The 18,966-nt window shown below is 59.7% G+C and carries 19 protein-coding genes; 15 read left to right on the forward strand and 4 right to left on the reverse strand.

Annotation, left to right across the window (positions count from 1 at the left end):
• Positions 1–247 precede the first annotated feature (247 nt).
• Entirely contained in the window at positions 248–1,279 is a 1,032-nt protein-coding gene (locus N008_RS03485; RefSeq protein WP_044013763.1) for a hypothetical protein, read from the forward strand.
• Between the two features lie 190 nt (positions 1,280–1,469).
• Positions 1,470–3,020, forward strand: coding sequence for a lysine--tRNA ligase (lysS, locus tag N008_RS03490; RefSeq protein WP_044013765.1), 1,551 nt, complete (start codon positions 1,470–1,472; stop codon positions 3,018–3,020).
• Positions 3,021–3,437: 417 nt separating this feature from the next.
• Here the strand turns inward: lysS and N008_RS03495 are convergent, their stop codons facing one another.
• The gene (locus N008_RS03495; RefSeq protein ID WP_044013766.1) at positions 3,438–3,812 is read right to left on the reverse strand and encodes a YtxH domain-containing protein; all 375 of its coding nucleotides are present in this window, start codon (positions 3,810–3,812) and stop codon (positions 3,438–3,440) included.
• 148 nt (positions 3,813–3,960) lie between these two features.
• Positions 3,961–4,395, reverse strand: a complete 435-nt coding sequence (locus tag N008_RS24130) for a YtxH domain-containing protein (protein WP_071884478.1) — start codon at positions 4,393–4,395, stop codon at positions 3,961–3,963.
• A gap of 267 nt (positions 4,396–4,662) precedes the next feature.
• Here N008_RS24130 and N008_RS03505 point away from each other — a divergent pair, with 267 nt between their 5' ends.
• The 4 genes from N008_RS03505 to N008_RS03520 are packed head-to-tail and all read left to right on the forward strand — an operon-like array spanning position 4,663 to position 7,107.
• Positions 4,663–4,911 carry a Kazal-type serine protease inhibitor domain-containing protein gene (locus N008_RS03505; RefSeq protein WP_044013769.1) on the forward strand — a complete coding sequence of 83 codons (249 nt, stop codon included), beginning with the start codon at positions 4,663–4,665 and terminating at the stop codon, positions 4,909–4,911.
• 8 nt (positions 4,912–4,919) lie between these two features.
• Positions 4,920–5,294 (forward strand): cupin domain-containing protein, encoded by a 375-nt coding sequence (locus tag N008_RS03510; RefSeq protein WP_044013770.1) that lies wholly within the window; start codon positions 4,920–4,922, stop codon positions 5,292–5,294.
• An 8-nt stretch (positions 5,295–5,302) separates the two neighbouring features.
• On the forward strand, positions 5,303–6,187 hold the full coding sequence (locus N008_RS03515) for a hypothetical protein (RefSeq protein ID WP_044013772.1): 885 nt from the start codon (positions 5,303–5,305) through the stop codon (positions 6,185–6,187).
• 59 nt (positions 6,188–6,246) lie between these two features.
• Positions 6,247–7,107, forward strand: a complete 861-nt coding sequence (locus tag N008_RS03520) for a dienelactone hydrolase family protein (protein WP_044013774.1) — start codon at positions 6,247–6,249, stop codon at positions 7,105–7,107.
• Between the two features lie 53 nt (positions 7,108–7,160).
• Here N008_RS03520 and N008_RS03525 read toward each other — a convergent pair whose 3' ends face one another.
• Positions 7,161–7,937 carry an IS5 family transposase gene (locus tag N008_RS03525; RefSeq protein WP_044013775.1) on the reverse strand — a complete coding sequence of 259 codons (777 nt, stop codon included), beginning with the start codon at positions 7,935–7,937 and terminating at the stop codon, positions 7,161–7,163.
• Positions 7,938–8,081: 144 nt separating this feature from the next.
• Here N008_RS03525 and N008_RS03530 point away from each other — a divergent pair, with 144 nt between their 5' ends.
• Together N008_RS03530 and N008_RS03535 are read left to right on the forward strand one after the other, a co-directional pair.
• Complete coding sequence (locus N008_RS03530; protein WP_156108994.1) at positions 8,082–8,363, forward strand: hypothetical protein; 282 nt, start codon at positions 8,082–8,084, stop codon at positions 8,361–8,363.
• Positions 8,364–8,780: 417 nt separating this feature from the next.
• Positions 8,781–10,220, forward strand: coding sequence for a carbohydrate-binding protein (locus N008_RS03535; protein ID WP_044013778.1), 1,440 nt, complete (start codon positions 8,781–8,783; stop codon positions 10,218–10,220).
• Positions 10,221–10,292: 72 nt separating this feature from the next.
• Here the strand turns inward: N008_RS03535 and N008_RS03540 are convergent, their stop codons facing one another.
• Positions 10,293–11,867: a M28 family metallopeptidase gene (locus tag N008_RS03540; protein ID WP_044013781.1), complete on the reverse strand. Its 1,575-nt coding sequence runs from the start codon at positions 11,865–11,867 to the stop codon at positions 10,293–10,295.
• A gap of 425 nt (positions 11,868–12,292) precedes the next feature.
• On the opposite strand from N008_RS03540, the gene N008_RS03545 reads away from it, so the two are divergent.
• The 7 genes from N008_RS03545 (at position 12,293) to N008_RS03575 (ending at position 18,888) form a co-directional block, all read left to right on the forward strand.
• Positions 12,293–13,087, forward strand: coding sequence for an alpha/beta fold hydrolase (locus N008_RS03545; RefSeq protein WP_044013783.1), 795 nt, complete (start codon positions 12,293–12,295; stop codon positions 13,085–13,087).
• Positions 13,088–13,180: 93 nt separating this feature from the next.
• Positions 13,181–14,152 carry a proline iminopeptidase-family hydrolase gene (locus N008_RS03550; RefSeq protein WP_052381158.1) on the forward strand — a complete coding sequence of 324 codons (972 nt, stop codon included), beginning with the start codon at positions 13,181–13,183 and terminating at the stop codon, positions 14,150–14,152.
• 79 nt (positions 14,153–14,231) lie between these two features.
• Positions 14,232–14,663, forward strand: a complete 432-nt coding sequence (locus N008_RS03555; RefSeq protein WP_044013784.1) for a hypothetical protein — start codon at positions 14,232–14,234, stop codon at positions 14,661–14,663.
• A 101-nt stretch (positions 14,664–14,764) separates the two neighbouring features.
• A complete protein-coding gene (locus N008_RS03560; protein WP_044013786.1) occupies positions 14,765–16,576 on the forward strand; it encodes an ABC transporter ATP-binding protein in 1,812 nt (603 codons plus the stop codon).
• Between the two features lie 88 nt (positions 16,577–16,664).
• Positions 16,665–17,249: a hypothetical protein gene (locus N008_RS03565; protein WP_197062942.1), complete on the forward strand. Its 585-nt coding sequence runs from the start codon at positions 16,665–16,667 to the stop codon at positions 17,247–17,249.
• A 296-nt stretch (positions 17,250–17,545) separates the two neighbouring features.
• Positions 17,546–17,809, forward strand: a complete 264-nt coding sequence (locus N008_RS03570; protein ID WP_052381159.1) for a barstar family protein — start codon at positions 17,546–17,548, stop codon at positions 17,807–17,809.
• Between the two features lie 71 nt (positions 17,810–17,880).
• On the forward strand, positions 17,881–18,888 hold the full coding sequence (locus N008_RS03575) for a hypothetical protein (protein WP_156108995.1): 1,008 nt from the start codon (positions 17,881–17,883) through the stop codon (positions 18,886–18,888).
• Positions 18,889–18,966 lie beyond the last annotated feature (78 nt).

The following is an 18,966-nucleotide window of genomic DNA, read 5'->3' on the forward strand; positions in this document are numbered from 1 at the left end:
ATCATCGGCTGTAGGAAGCCTCCGCAACGCACGTTGCGGAGGCTTTTTTTTGCGTCTGCGGCAGCCCGTCAGGCGCCGACAGTATCGTTAGTAAACCGACGCCAATACTTATTTTCAATAGCATCACCTTTTACGCTGCTAAATAACTGACAATCAATAACAAGTACAGTCATATATTTGCCCAATATTTTTAGCAAACAGCGAACTAACTATAGTATCATCCTGTTGAACAGATATGACGACGAACATGGAAACTCCGATCATTCCGCTCGTTACGGACGAGCAGCAGAAGCTGGCTGATGAAACCTGGCGCAAGTCGATTCCGGCCCAGGTGTTTCTCAACTACTTCTTCGCTATCAACTACCACATTCAGGAAGGCGACGACGCCAGCGGTGGCCTGCAGCACCTGCCCTTCTTCCGGGCGCACCAGGCCGAGCTGACCGACGCCGACCTGGCCGCCGTGACCAAGTTGCTGCATGCCTGCTGGAGCACTGAGTACGCGCTGCGCTCCACGGCCGAGCTGGGCGACGAGGACTACCTGCGCAACGCCCTGCACTGGACGTTCCCGCAGGCCTACCACACCATCATGGCCGGGCTGCAGGCCTTTCTGCACACGGCTGGCGTGCGCGGCAACAACCCGTCACTGGTGCGGCGGGAGGTGGGCCGGCTGGTGGTGCGCAATGCCTACCCGCGGCCGGTGTCGTTTTACGCCGCCGGGGCCTACGGCGACTTCAGCATTCATCGGCTGCCGCTGGCGGGCTATAAGGCCGGCCTGCACATTGCCGGCAAGGAGATTGACGCGCAGGCTCAGATCGGGCAGTTTCTGCGCACCACCCGCAAGCTCAAGGCCACGGCCACCCGCCAGCAGATTCAGGCCAACCCCAACACGGCCATCCGCAGCCAGAAAACCGGCAAGGTGCTCGACAAATGGACGGCCTCGCACTGGCAGCAGATCACCTGGCGCCTCGGCTATACCACCATCTTCGATCTGCTGGGCCGCCTGCGCATCTCACAGACCAGCCGCGAGATTGAGCGGTTCATTGAGGCCGAGATTGACTTCAAGCTGTTCCACCAGTCGCTGCTCAACATCGTGAGCTACCTCAACGGCATCCACGAAACCTACGTGGCCAAGGCCATGGGCCTGGAGCGCTACCAGCAGTTGGTGGCCGAGTTGCCCAAGCACCTGCAGCACAGCTTTGTGGAAGACCGCCTGCGCACCCGCGTGCAGCCCACCCTCACGGGCGAAACGCCGCTGCCGCAGATGGGCATTGCCGCCTAGTGCCTGCAGCCGCTACCTGTTACACCTCACTCCATATACACGTAAGCGCCGCTCCTTTGGGGCGGCGCTTTTTGCTTGTGGCTGAAAACCGAACGGGGGCCCCTAGCTGTTAGGTTAGCCGGACAGGCCGCCTTACTTTTGCAGCTTGACTTTTCCGGCCCTGCGGGGCCCTGTTTTTACGCCCTCCCCCATGCAGCACCTCAGCGAACAGGAAATCATACGCCGCCAGAAGCTCGAAGAACTTCAGAAGCTGGGCATTGAGCCATATCCGTCCGAGCTGTTTGACGTGAATTTCTACGCACAGGAAATCCACGACAACTATCACCCTGAGCTCAACAACTTCCAGGATGTAAGCCTGGCAGGCCGGCTGATGTCGATTCGGGTGAAGGGCAAGGCTTCCTTCGCAGAGTTGCAGGACGCTTCGGGCCGCATCCAGCTCTACATCAACCGCGACGAGATATGCCCCGGCGAAGACAAGGAGCTCTACAACACAGTATTCAAGAAGCTGCTGGATCTGGGCGACTTCGTGGGCGTGAAAGGCCACGTGTTTAAAACGATGGTGGGCGAAACCTCCATCCACGTGACGGGCCTGACGGTGCTCAGCAAGAGCCTGCGCCCGCTGCCCGTGGTGAAGGAGCGCACCGACGAGGCCACCGGCGAGAAAGTAACCTACGACGCTTTCACCGACCCCGAGCAGCGCTACCGCCAGCGGTACGTGGATTTGGTGGTGAACCCGCACGTGCGCGAAGCCTTCATCAAGCGCACCCAGCTGGTGCAGGCCATGCGCAACTACCTCAACGACAAGGGCTATCTGGAGGTGGAAACCCCCATCCTACAGCCGCTGTACGGCGGCGCAGCCGCCCGCCCCTTCAAAACGCACCACAACACGCTGGACATGACGCTGTATCTGCGCATTGCCAACGAGCTGTACCTGAAGCGCCTGATTGTGGGCGGCTTCGATGGGGTGTATGAGTTCAGCAAGGACTTCCGCAACGAGGGCATGTCGCGCTTCCACAACCCCGAGTTCACCCAGATGGAGCTGTACGTAGCGTACAAGGACTATTACTGGATGATGGACCTGGTGGAGGAAATGGTGGAGCAGGTAGCCTTGGCGCTGCACGGCAAAACCGAAGTGCAGGTAGGCGAAAACCTCATCAACTTCCAGCGCCCCTGGAAGCGCTTCACCATGGCCGAGTCCATTGAGCACTTCACGGGCTTCAACATTGATGGCAAGAGCGAGGACGAGCTGCGCGCGGCCGCCAAGGAACTGAAAGTAGGCCTCGACCCGAGCATGGGCAAAGCCAAAATCATCGACGAAATCTTCGGCGAGCATGTGGAGCCCAAGCTAATCCAGCCCACGTTCATCACCGACTATCCGGTGGAGATGTCGCCGCTGGCCAAAAAGCACCGCAGCAAGCCGGGCTTAGTGGAGCGGTTCGAGGCCATCTGCAACGGCAAGGAAATATGCAATGCCTTCTCCGAGCTCAACGACCCCATCGACCAGCGCGCCCGCTTCGAGGAGCAGCTGGAGCTGGGCAAGCGCGGCGACACCGAGGCCATGGTGCTCGATGAGGACTTCCTGCGCGCCCTGGAGTACGGCATGCCGCCCACGGCCGGCCTCGGCATCGGCATCGACCGCCTGAGCATGATCATGACCAACTCCAACTCCATCCAGGACGTGCTGTTTTTCCCGCAGATGAAGCCGGAAAACACCAAGTCGGAAAACGCTCCGCACGCGTAGCGTATCCGCCGCCACACAGCAGCAAAAACCCCAACGGGACTGGCCATCTGGTCAGCCCCGTTGGGGTTTTTAGCAGTTCGGGGATTTGATGATGCGCTGACCAATCCGCCAGAGCCAGCATCTGTGCAATCCGTTTTGATATGCAAAATCTGCGTTCAAAAATCAGAAAGCCTCCCACGAATAATGCGTGAGAGGCTTTCCTTTATATATAACTGACTTACCCTTCCAATCGGGGTCTACTGAAGAAGCTTGCGATGGGCGAACCAGATTTTACTATCAAGAAATAATCTCTCAATAGAAGCTCGGCTGCCGGCAATTTTACTTCAATAACTTCTCCGATCTTCTTTCAAGCCGGTTATATCTTCTCTAACGACTAGATACGTGGCAGGTTACACCTGACGCATTTTTTTTTAAGAATTATTTCGGGCGGCCGTAGCCTGCCGAATGGCGCGTGTCGCTGCCGATGCCGTCGTAGTCGGAGTCGTTGTCCTCTACCGGGTCGGGGGTGGCGGGGGCCTTGGTGGCGCTGCTGAGCGAGTTCAGCAGCTGGTCGGCGGCGGAGCGGTCGGCCTGGTGCTGCGGGTTGTGGGCAGCGGGCGTGCCGGCGGCGCCAAAGCGGCTCAGGCCACCTTTGAACAGCTTGCTCAGGTCTTCGCCCAGCTTGGAGGCCGACTTCTTGAGGCCGCTGCGGGTTTCGTCGCCGGTTTCGGGCGCCAGTAGCAGGCCCGTCACGATGCCTGCCGTGGCGCCTGCCAGCAGCGAGAAAATTACTTTGCCTTTCGTGTCTTGCATACCGCGCACTGAGTTTAGGATGAAACGACCCGCCAACTGCCTGCTGGCGTAGGACGATATAACGCGCAGAATGCCGAGTTGGTTAACAAAAAAAAGCCCCCGGCTTCCAGTGAAACCGGGGGCTTTTAGCATAGTGCTGCCTGATGACCTACAGGTCGTTCAGCATTTTCACTACTTCATTTTTGGCTTTGCCGAGCTTGTTCTGCAGACGGCCAACCAGTTCGTCGCCTTTGCCTTCGGTGTAGTCCAGATCTTCGTCGGTCAGCTGAGCGTACTGCTGCTTCAGCTTGCCTTTCGAAGCATTCCAGTCGCCTTTCAGCTTCAGGCTGCTACCAGCGCCGGTCAGGCCCAGGTCTTCCAGTTTCTCAACGTAGCCTTTGAACTTGGCATCCAGCTCTTCGCCGTACTTCGACAGCTGCTCGCCGAATTGGCCGCTGTATTTGGTGGCAGCGCTGCCCAGCTTTTCGCGAGTGGCTTTGCCTTTATCGGGGGCCATGAGCAGGCCAGCAATGATGCCAGCACCGGCACCAGCCAAAGCAGCGAGGAGAATTTTGCCGGAGTTGTCTTCTTCGTGATACGACATGGTAGTAGGGAGAGAATGGTGATGAATGAATTTCGAGTGGGTGGCCTGGCAGGGGGTATTTCCGCCAAAACCCAGGTCGAGGCCCGGGTTTGTGCCATTCTGAAGCCTAATACGGCGTGTGGCAGCCGGGGTTATAACCAGGCCTTAAAAAAGATGCCTAACCCGCTATATGCCCTTAGCAGAATAGTGGCCTGCCGGAGCTGGCAGCCCGTATATGCCCCCGAACCTCTACTTTCGTTTGGTCGTTCGTCTCAATTTGCTGTTCGTATGAAAACGATTCTCCCATTACTGCTGCTACTGGCTGGCGCCTGCCAGCGGACCACCCCACCAGCTGCCAGCGCCTGCATCGATCCGGCCAAGATCCGCAAAGATGCCATGTGCACCATGCAATACGACCCCGTGTGCGGCTGCGACGGCCAGACCTACGCCAACGCCTGCACGGCCACCAACGCGGGCGTCACGAGCTTTACGCCCGGCCCCTGCGCTACCACCCCCTCCACCCCTACTCCCCGCTAGCCGCTGCCATGTCTTCTGAAAAACGCTATTTCCGCCAGCAAAACCCTTTCATCGTGCCTACCACCGATGGCAAGCTCATTGAGGAGCACATCGGGCAGGCCAGCACCGGCACCAGCCAATACAGCGTGGCGCACATGGTGGCTCCGCCGCAGTGGAGCGAGCCGCACCAGCGCCCCGAGTTCGACGAGGTGACCATTGTGGTGCGGGGCCGCAAGCGGTTCGAGATTGACGGCGACGTGGTGGAGCTGGGCGCCGGCGAGTCGCTGCTGATTAAGGCGGGGGCGCGGGTGCGCTACTCCAACCCGTTTGAGGCCGAGTGCGAGTACTGGTCGGTGTGCGTGCCGGCTTTCTCGCCCGCCACGGTGCACCGCGAGGAAGAATAGCGCCGCCGATGAACCTGCTTTACCTGGTGTTTGGCGACGCGGTCCGGAATCATTTTCAGGCCCAGTTTTCCATTCTGTCGTTTCTGCGCCACCGCGCCGGTCTCAGCGGCATTACGGTGGTGACGGATGCGCCCGACTTCTACCGCCACCTGGCCGGCCACGTCACGGTGCTGCCTATTGATGCGGCTACGTTACGCGAGTGGAAGGGCGAGTTCGATTTTTTCTGGCGCGTCAAGATCAAGGCCCTGGAGTACGTGGCCGGGCGCAGCCCCGGGCAGGCCATTCTGTATCTCGACACCGACACCTTTCTGTATGGCTCCTTTGCCGCGCTGCAGCAGGCGCTGGCGGCCGGCACGGCGTTTATGCACGAGCCGGAAGGCGCGCTGTCGGCGCTGGGCAGCAAAACCGAGAAGCTGATGTGGCGCCAGACCAATGGCCGGACCTTCGGCGGCATAAAGCTGCACGAGCGCCACGCCATGTGGAACGCGGGCGTGGTGGGCATTCCGGCCGTGGGCGGCCCGGCGGCCATTGCGCTGGCCCTGGCCATCTGCGACGATTTGAGCCGGCAGGACGTGACGCCGCGCCTGATCGAGCAGTTTGCACTGTCGGTGGCGCTGCAGGAGCAGTTTGAGCTGCGGGCGGCGCGGCCTTACATCGGGCACTACTGGAGCAATAAGGACGAGTGGAACGACGCCATCAGCCTGTTTCTGCTGGAATCGAGCCTGAGGGCGCGCACCGTGGACGAGGAAGTGGCAGCCCTGGCCGACTTCAATTTCCGGGCTGTGCCGGTGAAGAAGATGCTGAAAAACACCCGCTGGCGCTTGGTGCACTTGGTAGACTGGCTGTTTCCGCCCCGCGAAACTGTGTACGCCGGCGACGAGCCTACCGCCTAGCCCGCACTTCCGGCATCCTGTCTATCTTGCTGTTGTCTTCCTCCTCACTTTTCTATCCTATGGACCAGCGCATTATCAACCTGTTCGACGAATACACGCACGCGCCGCTCAGCCGCAAGGAGTTTATGGAGCGCCTGCTGAAGCTGACCGGCGGCACGGCCCTGGCGGCAGCGGCCTTGGCGGCGCTGGAGCCCGGCTACGCGCAAGCCGCCGGCCTGCCCCAGAAGAACGATGAGCTGCTGATGGAAGACGTGACCTGGCCCGGTGCCGAGGGCGTGACCATGAAAGGTTACCTGGTGCACCCTAAGGCCAAGAAAAAGCGCGGGGCCGTGGTGGTGATTCATGAAAACCGGGGCCTGACGCCGCACATCAAGGACGTGACGCGCCGCGTGGCAGAGGCAGGCTACCTGGCGCTGGGCGTGGATGCGCTGTCGGTATTCGGGGGCACGCCGGCCAACGAAGACGAGGGCCGCGCGCTCATCGGCAAGCTCGACCCGAAGCAGAATCTGCAGAACTACCTTGCCGGGCTGGCCTACCTGCGCCGCCACCCTGAAAGCAACGGCCGCACCGGCTGCGTGGGCTTTTGCTGGGGCGGAGCCATGGCCAACAAGCTGGCTATTGCCGACCCGTCCCTCAACGCCGCCGTGGCCTACTACGGCACCCAGCCGCCCGTTTCTGATGTGCTGAGCATCAAGGCGCGTCTGCTGCTGCACTACGCCGGCCTCGATGAGCGGGTAAACGCCGGCAAGGACGCCTACGCGGCAGCCCTCACGGCCGCCGGCATCAAGTTCGACCAGTACGTATATGAAGGCGTCAACCACGCATTCAACAACGACTCCTCCCCCGCTCGCTACAACGCCGAAGCCGCCAAGCTGGCCTGGGACCGGACTCTCAAGCTCTTCAAAGAACAGTTGGGGTGATGGCAGCCGGGTTGGCTGGCGTAAGTGCATAGCGCAGTCTGCTAAGAAGCTGTTTAAGTTAGCTTGGTAAGTCGTCGGATGTTTGCCAGGCAGAGCCAAGCTGTGGCGTGTTGGGTTTTTCGTTCGTAGTCTTTGGCTAAGCGGCGGTTGGTGCCGGCCCAGGCAATGCTACGTTCGACCACCCAGCGCCTAGCATGGATGAAAAACCGGCCTTTATCCACGACTACGCCCCTGGGCACCTGAGCTTGCAGGCCGCGTTGGGCCAAGTGCTGGCGAAAGCGGCGACCAAAGCCGCCGTCCACGAACACGGTCTGCAGCCGGTCGAGTAGCTCGTTGCCCACCGCCAGCGCGTCCCACAGCCGGGCGGCGGTGGCCCCGTCGTGGCAGTTCGCCCCGACCACGCAGCAAGCCAGCAGGTTGCCTAACGTGTCCACGAGGAAAAAGCGCTTGCGCCCCTTCGTTCGTTTGCCCGCGTCGTAGCCCACATGGCGCGTGCTGGTAGCCGTGTTCTTCACGCTTTGGCTGTCGAGGATAGCGGCCGTGGGCTGGGCGGTTTTTTTTGCCCGTTCGCGCACCTCCACCGTCAGGCAGGTGCTGATGCGTTGCCACGTACCATCCGCACTCCACTTGGTAAAATAGTAGTACACCGTAGGCCAAGGGGGAAAGTCCGCCGGTACGTCGCGCCATACACACCCGTTCTTGAGCACGTAGAAGATGCCATTGACTACCGCCCGCAGCGGCCACTTACTGGTGCGCTGCACCACAAAAAGCGGGGCCAGTTTCGCCCATTGCCGTTCCGTTATATCCGAGCTGTACCGCTTCTGTTGCATTTTCAAAGCTACGCGCTAACTTAAACAGCTTCTAACGAATACCCGGATGTAGCCTGCCTTGTGGAAGTCAGTTGGCCGAAGATGGAGCGCCTGGCAACTCTGCATCATCTGCGGCAGGGCTGGGTGCTGCCTTACTGAATGGGTATGAAGATATACCTGTTGGGATGCAGGCACGATCTGCATATCAGCGGCTATAGTGATGGCATTTATTATTGGCCCGAGAGCCTGCTGCATTACCTGACGCACTATGCGGTACGGTTGCCGAACGAATTTACGGAGCACGTCCGACCGCTGCCTACGTTTCCGACGGCTACTGTCGCCGCTGTCGATGAAAATACCGAAACCGATTTTACGTGGTGGAAAACGCAACAGGGCAGCAGTCAGGTGCTTCCTCTCTGCACCACTAAGCCAGCCAGAAACCCCTAGCTACCTGCGACGCTACAACCGTCAGCATATCGACTGTTCGAACGGAACTTATAAGCACCTGCTGATAAAGTGGCGCTTGTATGTATGGTTGCCGAGTTACGGGATATACTTCCACAGCAGGCAATTCAATAACCCGTTAACCGCCTACAAAGGCTGATTTTTTTCTGTTTTTTAGCCGCACCGGCCCGCCAGCTCTCCCGCTGCGCGGGCCTCTTTTTTGCCTGTTTGCGGCAGTTTTGGCATTGTGCAGTAGGCGTATAACTCCTTCATCAGGCGCAGATTACCTGCCTACGCGGGGCTTGCATTTGTTGAAAAATGAATGAAACCTTAGCGTACCCTACTGCCCTGCCGGCGTGGCGGTTTAGGCCCGACCCGGGCGTTTTCACTGCTCTTCATCCACCAAATCCCACACAACCAATGAAACACGCGTTTACCTCCCTGCTAGGAGCCGCCGCTTTGTGCGTACTCGGTTCCTTTACCTCCCAGGCCCAAAACTACCAGCAGGTCTGGGCCGATGAATTTACCTCTGGCATAAGCTCTAATTGGGTGTTTGAAACCGGCGGCGGCGGCTGGGGCAACAACGAGAAGCAGTATTACCAACGCGCCAATGCCACCGTTGCCAACGGCATCCTGCAGATTACGGCCCGCAAGGAAAACGTGGGCGGCTACCCGTACACTTCCTCCCGCATGAAAACGCAGGGCACCAAGGAGTTCAAGTACGGCAAAATTGAGGCCCGCATGAAACTCCCTTTGGGCCAGGGCCTGTGGCCGGCGTTCTGGATGCTGGGCAGCAACATCAGCACGGTGAGCTGGCCAGCCTGTGGCGAAATCGACGTGATGGAGCACATCAACGCCGAAAACAAGGTGTATGGCACTGTGCACTGGGACAGCAACGGCCACGCCGAGTACGGCGGTAACATCATCACCTCCCCCGATGCGTACCACGTGTACACCGTGGAGTGGGAGCCCACCTACATCCGCTGGTTTGTGGATGGCGTGAAGTACCACGAAATCAACATCAGCAACAACGCCGGCGGCACCGAGGAATTCCAGCGGCCCTTCTTTTTGCTGCTGAACCTGGCCGTAGCCGGCAACTGGCCGGGCCAGACGGTGGACGAGAGCAAGCTCCCCGCCACCATGTATGTGGATTACGTGCGGGTGTATCAGAAAACCACCGCAGCCATCAGCAAAACCATTCAGGCGGAAAGCTACTCGGCCATGAACGGCGTGCAGCTGGAAACCACTACCGATGCCGGCGGCGGACAGAACGTGGCCTACGTGGACGCCGGAGACTGGCTGGCTTACAACAGCGTAAACTTCCCAACGTCGGGCAACTATCTTCTGGAGTACCGCGTGGCCAGTCCTTCAGGCGGCACCCTGTCGTCGGATCTGAATGCGGGTGCGGTGCAATTGGGTAACACAGCTATTCCGGCCACCGGCGGCTGGCAAAACTGGACTACGGTTTCCCGGACGGTATATGTGAATGCGGGCACGTACAACTTCGGCGTATTTGCCCAAACTGCTGGCTGGAACCTCAACTGGATCCGGATAACGCCGGCCGGCAGTGCCCGCGCCGCCACTATCATGGCTATGAACACTGGTACCACTTCAGCAGATTTGGCCGCGTACCCCAACCCCTACGTGGCGGGGCCACTGACCATCCAGCTGCCCAACCAGTCCCTAGCCACGCCTTCGCAGGTGCAGATTCTGGATGCCAAAGGCCGGACTGTCTGGCAAACCACGGCCTTCGGTGCAACGGTGCAGGTGAACAATGGCCTCCAGCTCAGCAGTGGCCTCTACCTGATTCAGATAGTAAATGCCACCGGCAAAGCCACACAGAAGCTGGTGGTACAGTAGTAAAGTGAAGTGGTGAAACAGCACTGGCATCCGTCATTTCACTCAGGATGCCAGTGCTGTTTCACCTTCTCGCTACATCCGCTGCTCGGGTTTGGCGGCGGGCAGGGGCTTGCGAGGCAGCTTCTGGTCGCGCATGGCAGCCTGGTACACGAAGGAGGCTACCAGCACGGAGGCCTGCTTGAGGTCGTCGGCGGGCAGGCGCTCGTAGGTGTCCATGTTGGTGTGATGGGTGCGGGTGCCGTAGTCGAGCGGGTCCTGGATGAACTGGAAGCCGGGCAACCCTACGGCGTCGAACGAGAGGTGGTCGGTGCCGCCGGTGTTGCGCAGCGTAACGGTGGTGGCGCCCAGGTCGGCCAAAGGCTTGAGCCAGTCCTGGAAGATGGGTACCACGCCTTCGTTGCCCTGAGCGTAGACGCCGCGGATTTTACCGGCGCCATTGTCGAGGTTGAAGTAGGCGGCCAGCTTCTCGTGGGCAGGCAGCAGCTTCATGGTAGCCGGGTCGGCAAAGTGATTTTTAACGTAGTTGCGCGAGCCGAACAGGCCCTGCTCCTCCTCGCCCCACAGCGCAATCCGGATGGTGCGGCGCGGCTGCACGCCGCTGGCTTTCAGAATGCGGACGGCTTCCATCATGATGGCGCAGCCGGCGGCGTTGTCGGTGGCGCCGGTGGCGGCGTGCCAGGAGTCGAGGTGGCCGCCGAGCATCACCACTTCGCTTTTCAGCTTTTTGTCGGTGCCCGGAATTTCGGCCACCACATTGTAACCTTTCAGATCCTGCGTCTGGAATTTGGTGCGGGTTTCCAGCTCAATTTCCACCGGAATACCGGCATCGGCCAGCCGAATCAGGCGCAGTTGGTCTTCGGGCGCCATTTCCAGCTCGGGCAGCACCGGCTTGGCATCGGCGGCGTAGGGCGCGCCGTTGCTGGTGAAGAACGTACCATCGGAGCCACCGCGGGAACTCAGGATGGCTGCGGCGCCTTCGCTTAGCACCATCTCCGACATCTTGGTACGCAACGCCATTTGGGTGCGGCGCTGGGCCATGCGCTTCTCCATTTCGGTGGCGTCGGGCGTGGCGGTGGGCGGTTCGGGCCGGAAGTCGGCCATCTTTTTCAGGTCGGCGTCGGAGTGCCGGCGGGCATCGGGCTCGAAGCTGGGCTTGGGTGGATTGGCTACATCCAGCAGTACGATTTTATCGCGCAGTTGGCCTTTGTACTTGTCTAACTCGGCTTCGGTGGTGGCCTTCACCACCACCACCTGCTTCTTGAGGGCGCCGTTGGTGCCCGGCGTCCAGGCTTTGGGCGCCCCGATGAGCGTGTGGTAGTAGGGCGCCGTCATGGCTACGTACGACTTCTCGATGTCCCAACCGCGGCCGAAGGTGCCCCAGGGCTCTACTTCAGCGTTGGTGAGGCCCCAGTCGGCGAGCTGCTTTTTGGTCCAGGCATGGGCGCGGCTAAGGCCTTCGGAGCCGGCCAGGCGTGGGCCACAGACGTCGGTGAGATAGAAGGCGGTTTCCATCACCTTCGAGCGGTTCAGACCCTCGTCTTTGATTTTGGCCAGCACGGCCGGGTCGGCCTTGGTGCCCTGCTGGGCCAGGGTGGGCATGGCAGCAGCCAGCGAGCCGGCCAGGATCAGGTAGCGCAATGTCGTCATATGGGGGTTGACTGTGATGATAGAAAGGACTTGGCATCTAATAGTCCCGGCAAACCGGTGGGCGTTGCGCCAAGGTAGAATATCTTCTTCCCGGAGTCCACTGCCTACCAAGCCACCGTCATGAAAGACGGCGGCCTGTGCAACGGCTGTCGGCTACACGTCCCCTGCGCCCCTGTGTTCCCAATTTGATACCGGCCGATTTTTTTTACTGCCTGTAGCGCATTTGCAGCCGTTGAGTTCCCCACTCTGGAAGTCACTCAGCCTGCTGCATCCTTTTTAAAAGGGCTGTCTGGCGTCAATTGGATGTCGGCTTATGCCAGCCGCCGAATTCCCGATTTTACCATCCTTAATTTTATATATAGAATCCCTTACTTACCCTGAAAAGCGCCGTAACAGTCAGTGCTGAAGAGCTATAGACCGATATTATGGACATCTTAAAACGCAATAATGTACGTATTCTGGGGCGAGGGGCGCGCACACTAGTACTCGTAAACGGCTTCGGCTGCGACCAAAGCATCTGGAATTCTGTGGCTCCTACCTTAGCCAAGCAGTTTCGCGTGGTGCTCTTCGACCAGATGGGCGCCGGCGACGCCGATTTTGCTGCTTATGAGCCGGAGAAATATGCTTCGCTGGCCGGCTATACGCAGGATCTGCTGGATATCTGCCGGCACCTGAAGCTCAGCCAGGTCACGCTGATTGGCCATTCTGTAGGAGCTATGATCTGTATGCTGGCCGCCATTGAGAAGCCCGACCTGTTTCGGCAGCTGCTGTTGCTGTGCCCCTCGCCGTGCTACACCAACCACCCCGACTACCACGGTGGCTTCGAGCAAACCGATATCGACTCCATGCTGGCGTACATGGAAACGGACTTTGTGGGCTGGGCCGATTCGTTTGCGCATTTTGTCATGGGCACGCCCGACCAGCCCTCCCTGGTAATGGAACTCTCGCACCGCATCTGCAAGAATGATCAGCTCATTGCCAAGCAGTTCGCGCGTGTCACCTTCACTTCCGACAACCGGCATGACCTGGAACGGGTGACTACCCCCTGCCTGCTGGTGCAGTGCGCTCAGGACCTGGTAGCACCGCTGGAAGTAGGCTCCTACCTGCTAGCCGCCATTCCGCAAGCCACCCTAGTGACCCTGCCCATCAGCGGGCACTGCCCCCACGTGAGTGCGCCGCTGGAAACCCTGACGGTGCTGCAGTCCTTCATGGCGGCCTGAGAGCCTAGGCGGCTCCGGATTTTTCCGCATCTTAAGGCCTCTGAGGCCTATTGTGGCCGACTATCCGTCTACGCTCTCTTTTCTGCTATCCGCTTGTATTATCACCGTCTGCTGCTAGCCCTAACCCTGCTGCTGGCCCCTTTCGCACTGCGCGCCCAAGCCAAAGACAGCAGCTACACCGCCAAAATGCAGGCCCCCGGCGTGCGCATGATCACCGTCGATGGCAAGTACAAAGTCTGGACCCAGAAGGTGGGCAAGGGCCGCATCAAGCTGCTGCTGCTGCACGGCGGCCCGGCCAATAGCCACGAGTACTTTGAGAACTTCCCGGAGTACCTGACCAAGGAAGGCGTGGAAATCTACTTCTACGACCAGCTTGGCTCCTACCACTCCGACCAGCCCAAGGACACCAGCATCTGGCAGATAAACCGCTTTGTGGAGGAAGTGGAGCAGGTGCGGCAGGGGCTGGGACTCGACCACTTTTTCCTGCTGGGCCACTCTTGGGGCGGTTTGTTGGCCCAAGAATACGCCGTGCGCTATCCGCAGCACCTCAAGGGCCTCATTATCTCGGATATGGGATACAGCGCGCCCATCTACAACAAGCACCGCTTCGGCCTCTACGCCGATATCATTCGTGACCAGGCCGCGGCCAGGGGCCGCCAGGTGCCCACCGACAGCCTGCAGGGCGACAACAAGATGTACCCGCTCATCACCAAAACAGTGCAGGACGAGTTTTTCCGCCGCCACATGATGCGCCTGACGCAGGAGCCGGAACCCTACAAGCGCAACCTCGCCCACATCAACCGCACCGACCGGCTGCCAATGTTTAAGCACATGGCCACCTGGGACTTCACCGCCCGCTTATCGGCCATCCGCACGCCCACGCTGCTGCTGGGCGCACAGTACGATTTCATCCCGCCTTCGGCCTACGACACCATGCACCAGCAAATACCCAACAGCCGGGTGTACATCTGCCCCGAAGGCGCGCACTTTGCCATGTGGGACGACCCGCAGCATTATTTCCCGGCCCTCATTTCGTTTCTGAAGAAACCGGGGCGGAAAGGGTAACGTCGGTTTCTCGTAACCGATACTGCATGAGTGTCTAAAAGTGTCATTCGCCGCATACTTTCAAGGCAAATAACTAACTATGCTTCATCTCTTCTATGCTCTCAAGTTTCTCATACTGGCAGCATTTCCCACAGAAAAACTGCCGCTGCCAAAAATCTATTACAGCACTTATAACCCAGGCGGCTCGCATACTTTCCAGAGCAAGCTTGTGCTGAAGCGCAATGCTTACCATGAAATACAATATCCAACCAGCGCCACTCCCCTCCTCCGGACCGAAGGCATGTATAAAATCAAAGGCGACACCCTGATTTTATGGAAGCAGAAGGTTTTCACCGTCGATTACCGCAGTAAACCGCGCAGCAGGAAAACCATTCCTTGCCCAAAGGCCCCGGGCTATTCCTGCGAGTCTGGTTATTACCTTATTCGCCCGGATAGCCTCCTATCCATTTATTATTCGGAGAAAACGCACGCATACCAAAAAGGCAGCCTCTTTTTTGTCGTCTCGCACTGAATGCGTTTTTGAAATAAGTGAGCAGTTTCCTTTTTCCTGAAAATAACCCCACCCACGCCCCGCTCGTCTAACCGGCTACTGTTTACTTAGCCGCTGCCTGCATGAGTCTTTGGGAAATTATTAAGCGCCTGCTGCCGTACGTGCGGCCGTACCGGGGACTCGTACTTGCCACGCTGCTCCTCACGCTGGTGGGCTCGCTGGCGGCGCAGGTGAACCCGTTTGTGTTGCGCTATACCGTGGATACGGTGCAGGGTCTGCTCGACCGCAACCAAGGCCTAGCCGAAGGCGCGGAGCTGCTGCTGCTGGTGAGCGGGCTGCTGCTGGGCAAGGAAATCATCAACACCGGCATCCAGTTCGGGCAGAAGTTCTACGGCGAGAAAATCCGCATCAATGTATCCAGCACGCTGGTGCGCGACGCGGTGCACAAGGTGCTCAGCTACCAGCTCGGCTTCTACTCCGACAGCGGCAACCAGACCGGCAAGCTCCAGACCCGCATCGACCGGGGCGTGGAGAGTCTGATGAAGCTGGTGCAGAACTTCTTTATTGATATTCTGCCGCTGTTTGCCAACTCCATTGTGGCCCTGGTGGTGATGTTTGCCAACAACCTGTATGTGGGGCTGGTGGCGGTGGCGGTGCTGCCGGTGTACTTCTGGCTGAGCTACCGCCAGGCCGATAAGCTCAACGGCACCCGCCGGGCGTTGCGCGGCCTGCGCGAGGCCCGCAGCCAGGGCCTCGTGAATCTCATCGACTCGGCGGTGGTCATCAAGAGCTTCGTGCGCGAGGACTACGAGGAGCAGAAGCAGACCCGGGTGCAGCAGAACCTGCAGGAAGCCCAGCTGGAAACGCGCAAAACCAACTTCCTCTACGACGGCCTCAAAACCTTCACCGAGCAGATTGGCGTCGTGCTCATCATCATCCTGACGGCCTACCTGGTGCTGGATCGGCAGATCAGCATCGGGGCCATCATGTTCCATATCCTGCTCTTCAACAACGTGTCGGCCCCCATCCGGCAGCTGCACCGCATCTACGACGAGATGAACGACGCCCTCACCTACGCCGAGGGCTTCTTCGACATTCTGGATGCCGAGGACGCCGTGGAGCCCACCGGCCCGCTCCTGCCCGACCACCTGCAGGGCACCTTCGACATCTGCAACGTGGACTTCACTTACCCCAGCGGCACCCAGGCCCTGCACGACGTCTGCCTGACCATCGAGGCCGGCAAAACCACCGCGCTGGTGGGTTTGAGCGGGGCCGGCAAGAGCACCATCATCAATCTGCTCTGCAAGTTCTACGCCCCCGACTCGGGCCGGATGCTGCTCGATGGCCGCCCGCTGGCCGACTACGACACCCACGCCCTACGCCGGCAAATCGGGCTGGTGCTGCAGAAAAACCACATTTTCAAGGGCACCATCGAGGAAAACATTCGCTACGGCGTGATGGATGCCACCCTCGACCAGATCAAGGCTGCCGCCCGTCAGGCCTACCTGCACGAACAAATCATGGAGCTGCCCAATGGCTACCAGTCCGACGCCCAGCAGCTCTCGGGCGGGCAGCAGCAGCGCATTGCCATTGCCCGGCTGTTCCTGAAAAACCCGCCCATCATCTTCCTCGACGAGCCCACCGCCTCCCTCGACGCCATTGCCACCGAGCAGATCAAAAACTCCCTCGACGCCATCAAGCAGGGCCGCACCGTAGTCATCATCTCCCACAGCCTCGCCCAGATTGTCGATTCCGACTGCATCTACGTGATGAAGCAGGGGCGCATGGTGGAAAGCGGCACCCACGAGCAGCTCTACGACCTGCGCGGCACCTACCGCGAAATCTTCGACGCCTCCGCTAGAAGTTTGAATATCGAGAAGCTGGCCCGGGTAATGGTAGACGACGAGGACGAAGTGGGCGACACGGCGGGGTAGTAGCGCGAACTTTGTAGTTCGCGCCCCCGCGCCATTCGAGTGATTTCGTTCCGGGGCGCGAACTACAAAGTTCGCGCTACTGTGCCGTTTGGATAATTTCGTTCTGGGGCGCGAACTACAAAGTTCGCGCTACTATCTTTCGATCAGCTATTTATTCTGTTATCGAATGAGCAATCTGCTGTACTATGAGCGCAATCTGCCGCACCGCCTGCCGCCGGGCTCCGATATTTTCCTGACGTTCAGACTGGCCGATTCATTGCCTGCTGCCACCATTGCGCGCCTGCGGGCTCAGTTTCTCACGGGAGAAAACCACTTACCGGAAGCTACTTACGCCGGGCAGCGCCGCTACTTCGGTCGCTTTGATCAGCTGCTGGACGAAGCGGCTCACGGCGCTACGTGGCTGCGCCACCCGGAAATAGCCAATCTGGTGGGCGGTTCATTGCGGCATTTCAACGGAATAGCCTACTACCTGCGCTGCTACTGCATTATGCCCAATCATGTGCATCTGGCTGTGTCGCTGGAAGATGGGGCGCCGGCACTGGCTGAAACGCTGCAACGCATCAAAGGCTACACGGCTTTGCAGGCCAACAAGCACCTGGGCGCACCGGCCAGTTCTGGCAGCGCGAAACCTACGACCACCTCGTGCGCAGCGGCGACGAGATGCAGCGCGTAATTGCCTACGTGCTCAATAACCCGGTAAAAGCCGGCTTGGTGGAAAGCTGGGAGCAATGGCCCTATACCTACTGGCCGGAATCCTGACGTACGGCAGCGCAGTAGCGCAAACTTTGTAATTCACGCCTCAGAACGAAATTCTCCGAACGGCACAGTAGCGCGAACTTTGTAATTCGCGCCCCAGAACGAAATCACCCGAACGGCACAGTAGCGCGAACTTTGTAGTTCGCGCCCCAGAACGAAATCACCCGAACGGCGCGGGGACGCGAACTACAAAGTTCGCGCTACATTTAGCCCATGACCCTCGACCTCACCGGCATCACCAGCAAAGCCGCCATTCACCAGCTGTTCAAAGAAGAGCTGGGCTTTGAGGAATGGTATGGCCCGAGCTGGGACGCCTTCTGGGACTCCATCGTGGCTATTGTGGAGATGCCGCCCGTACTGACGCTCACGAACTGGGAGGAATTTGCCCGCTGCTGCCCCCGCGACATGCAGATTCTGCGGCAGGTGATAGAGGACTACGCCGTGGAAATGCACCCCAAGCAGATTGTACTGGGGTAAAAGGAGCTGACGACGTGGCTGGCCGACACGGGCGGCACCGTACCTTTGGCGGCTTATCCGCTTCCTGCCTGATGAAGTACCGTTTGCTACCTGCGCTGTTGCTGCCGGCCGCTTTTGCCACCGCCCAACCCACTGCCCGCCCGCCCCAGACCATTGCGCTGCCGCCGGAGCTGGCCGATAAGAACAACCAGTTTTCCGGCCTGTACCTACACGGCCGTGAGCTGCTGCTGCTCTCCGAAAGCCGCCTGCAGGAGCAGGCCGAAGCCAAGGTATACGGCCTGCCGCTGGCCAGCCTCAACCGCCAGCTCACCGGGCAGCCCCGGGAGCTGCCGTACCACAAGTACCCCATCCGCGGCCTCGACCAGCTGCGGGCCCGCATCGACAGCCTGGGCCAGGTGTACGAAGGGCTGGAAAGCCTGACGGTGCTGAATGGCGAACTGTACTTCACCGTCGAGACGGCCACGGCTGCGCCCTACTGCTACCTGATCAAGGGCCGCTTCGATGCCGCCCACACGGCCATCCAGCTAGATCCGGCCTACTTAGTGACGCTGGCCAAGCCCGCTCTGCCCAACGGCGCGCACGTGTACAACGCCGGCTTCGAGGCCCTGGCCCGCTACCGCCGGCACCTGCTGCTGCTGTTTGAGTACAACGCCTTTCCACCCGATAACAAGGCTCTGCTGCTGCCCGCTGCCGCCACCCGGCCAACGCAAGTGCAGTCGGTGCCCGTGGCGGCGCTGCCGTTTCGGGTGACGGACATGGTGCGTACCGGCCGTGGCCGCTACACCGCCATCAACTACTTCTTCAACGGCCCCGATGACAGCGTGTACCGCCCCGCTCCCACCGACGCCAGCTCCCGGCTGGTGCTCGACAGCGCCGGCCGCTACCAGAACTACTGCCGCCTGGTCAGCCTGCGCTACCGCCGCCGCAAGTTGCGCTGGGAGCCGCTGCTGGAGCTGCCGCGCTCCTACATGACTTACAACTGGGAAGGACTGGCGGCCTACCGGGGCGGCTACTTTCTGCTCAACGATAAATACGGGCCGTCGGGACAGTCCACTTTGCTCTATATCAAACAGAAATAGCTCAGCAGCCGCTACCTCCCAAGCCCGACCATAACCGCCCGCGGAAAGGATTCGTTAGCCATACACTAACCCATCCTT

The organism is Hymenobacter sp. APR13 (genome assembly GCF_000737515.1).
Lineage (GTDB): Bacteria > Bacteroidota > Bacteroidia > Cytophagales > Hymenobacteraceae > Hymenobacter.